Source organism: Leisingera sp. (assembly GCF_034669605.1).
GTDB lineage: Bacteria > Pseudomonadota > Alphaproteobacteria > Rhodobacterales > Rhodobacteraceae > Leisingera.
Genome location: NZ_JAXMOX010000331.1, coordinates 1 through 2,875 on the forward strand (window position 1 = coordinate 1; position 2,875 = coordinate 2,875).

Annotated in this window: 2 protein-coding genes; both read left to right on the plus strand. The window is 64.5% G+C overall.

The window, feature by feature from the left end; genetic code table 11:
- Window positions 1-127 precede the first annotated feature (127 nt).
- On the plus strand, window positions 128-1,447 hold the full coding sequence (locus VOI29_RS23735) for an aspartate aminotransferase family protein (RefSeq protein WP_323784268.1): 1,320 nt from the start codon (window positions 128-130) through the stop codon (window positions 1,445-1,447).
- Window positions 1,448-1,502: 55 nt separating this feature from the next.
- Window positions 1,503-2,753 carry a Zn-dependent hydrolase gene (locus tag VOI29_RS23740; RefSeq protein ID WP_323784270.1) on the plus strand — a complete coding sequence of 417 codons (1,251 nt, stop codon included), beginning with the start codon at window positions 1,503-1,505 and terminating at the stop codon, window positions 2,751-2,753.
- Window positions 2,754-2,875: the final 122 nt, after the last annotated feature.

Sequence of the window (2,875 nt, forward strand, 5' to 3'; positions counted from 1 at the left end):
TCGAGAACCCGCTGTTCTTCAAGGAAAACACCCGCATGTTCTACGGCGACGCAAAGGCCAGCCTCGACACCCTGCTGAGCCTTTCGGCCGCCTGAATCCGCAGTTTAATGGAAAAGGAAATCACGTCATGACATCAGACACCGCACGCAGGAACGACCTTGGTGCCTATTGGATGCCTTTCACCTCCAACCGGCAGTTCAAGCAGAGCCCCCGCATGATCGCCGCGGCGGAGGGCATGTATTACACCACCGCCGACGGACAGAAGGTGATGGACGGCACCGCGGGCCTGTGGTGCGTCAATGCAGGCCACGCCGCGCCGCGGATCACCGAAGCGGTGCAGAAACAGGTGGCGGAGCTGGACTATGCACCCGCTTTCCAGATGGGCCACCCCAAGGCGTTTGAGCTGGCGGATCGGCTGGCCGGGCTGGCGCCGGGCGATCTGAACCACGTGTTCTTTACCAACTCAGGTTCGGAATCGGTGGAAACCGCGCTGAAGATCGCGCTGGCTTATCACAAGGCCAAGGGCGAGGCGGGCCGCACCCGGCTGATCGGCCGCGAGAAGGGGTATCACGGGGTCAACTTCGGCGGCATCGCAGTAGGCGGCATCGTCAACAACCGCCGCCATTTCGGCAGCCTGCTGACCGGAGTTGACCATCTGCGCCACACCCATGACCCCGAGCGCAACCCCTATAGCCAGGGCGAGACCGAGCATGGCGTGGAACTGGCCGAAGATCTGGTGCGGCTGATCGAGCTGCACGGGGCCGAGACTATCGCCGCGGTGATTGTCGAGCCGATGGCGGGTTCCGCCGGGGTGATCCTGCCGCCCAAGGGCTATTTGCAGCGGCTGCGTGAGATCAGCCGCGAACACGGCATCCTGTTGATCTTTGATGAGGTGATCACCGCCTATGGCCGCCTGGGCCGGGCCTTTGGCGCGGACTATTACGGCGTCGAGCCGGACATGATCACCACCGCCAAGGGTCTGACCAATGGCGTCATCCCGATGGGCGCGGTGATGATCAGCAGCGAGATCCACGATGCCTTCATGACTGGCCCCGAACACATGATCGAGCTGTTCCACGGCTATACCTATTCGGGCAACCCGGTGGCTTGTGCGGCGGCGCTGGCGGCGCTGGACACCTACCGCGAGGAGGAGCTGTTCGAACGTGCCGCTTCGCTGGAAGACTACTGGGCGGAGGCGCTGTTCAGCCTCAAGGGGCTGCCGCATGTGCGGGATATCCGCTGTGCCGGTCTGGTTGGCGCGGTGGAGCTGGAACCGGTTGCGGGCCAGCCCACCAAACGTGCCTTCGACACCTATCTGCGCGCCTGGGACAAGGGGGCGCATCTGCGCACCACCGGCGACATCATCGCCATGTCGCCGCCGCTGATCATCGAGAAATCCGAAATCGACACGCTGATCGGCATCCTGGCCGAATCGCTCAGCGCGTGACCTGTCTGCTGCCGCCCGCATGCATGGGCGGCAGCTGCCAATAGGGAGAGACACCATGAAAGACGTGCAAAGCAACGCCCGCATCAACGGCAGCCGCCTGTGGGATTCGCTGATGGAAATGGCCAAGGTCGGCCCCGGCCTGCGCGGCGGCAACAACCGCCAGACGCTGACCGACGCCGACAAGGAAGGCCGCGGCCTGTTCAAACGCTGGTGCGAAGAGGCCGGAATGACTGTCGGCGTCGACAGCATGGGCAACATGTTTGCCCGCCTAGAGGGCGCCGAGCCGGATCTGGATCCGGTGATGATGGGCAGCCATCTCGACACCCAGCCCACGGGCGGCAAATACGACGGCGTGCTGGGCGTGCTGGCGGGCCTTGAGGTCGTGCGCACGATCCGCGATCAGGGGATCACCCCGCGCCGCCCGATCGTGGTGGTGAACTGGACCAATGAGGAAGGCACGCGCTTTGCGCCTGCGATGCTGTCCTCCGGTGTCTTTGCCGGCGTCCACACCCAGGACTGGGCCTATGCCCGCGAGGATGCGGAGGGCAAGACATTCGGCGAGGAGCTGGCTCGCATCGGCTACGTCGGGGACGAGCCGGTGGGCGGCCGCAAGATGCACGCGATGTTCGAGTTGCACATCGAACAGGGCCCGATCCTGGAGGCCGAGGGCAAGGACATCGGCGTGGTCACCCACGGCCAGGGTCTGAACTGGCTTCAGGTGACCTTGACGGGGCAGGAGGCGCATACCGGCTCCACCCCGATGCCGATGCGCCGCAACGCCGGCCTGGGTGCGGCGCGGATCACCGATCTGGTGCATGAAATCGCGATGAGCCACCAGCCCGGCGCGGTGGGCGCTGTGGGCCATTGCGACTATTACCCCAACAGCCGCAACATCGTGCCGGGCAAGGTGGTCTTCACCATCGACTTCCGCTCGCCCAGCTTCGACACCCAAGAAGACATGGAGCGCCGTCTGCGCGAAGGGGCCGCGAAGATCGCCGAGGAACTGGAACTGGGCCTCGAGATCGAACAGGCCGGCCATTTCGACCCGGTAACCTTTGACGAAGGTTGCGTCTCGGCCGTGCGCCGTGCGGCGGAAAAGCTGGGCTATTCGCACCGCAACATCATCTCCGGCGCGGGGCATGATGCCTGCTGGATCAACAAGGTGGCGCCGACCGCGATGGTGATGTGCCCCTGCGTCGATGGTCTCAGCCACAACGAGGACGAGGACATCAGCCGCGAATGGGCGGCGGCAGGCGCCGATGTGCTGCTGCATGCCGTGCTGGAAACCGCTGAAATCGTGGAGTGAAGACAATGACGAGCAGAACCGTAATCAAGGGCGGCACCATCGTCGCCGCCGACCGCAGCTATGCCGCCGATGTTGCCATCGAGGATGGCAACATCGTGCAGATCGGCACAGGCCTCAGCGGC

What these genes read in the sequence shown, in the direction of transcription:
- VOI29_RS23740 (WP_323784270.1), top strand. Translation starts at nt 1,503, where the DNA reads ATGAAAGACGTGCAAAGCAACGCCCGCATCAACGGCAGCCGCCTGTGG.
- VOI29_RS23735 (WP_323784268.1), top strand. Translation starts at nt 128, where the DNA reads ATGACATCAGACACCGCACGCAGGAACGACCTTGGTGCCTATTGGATG.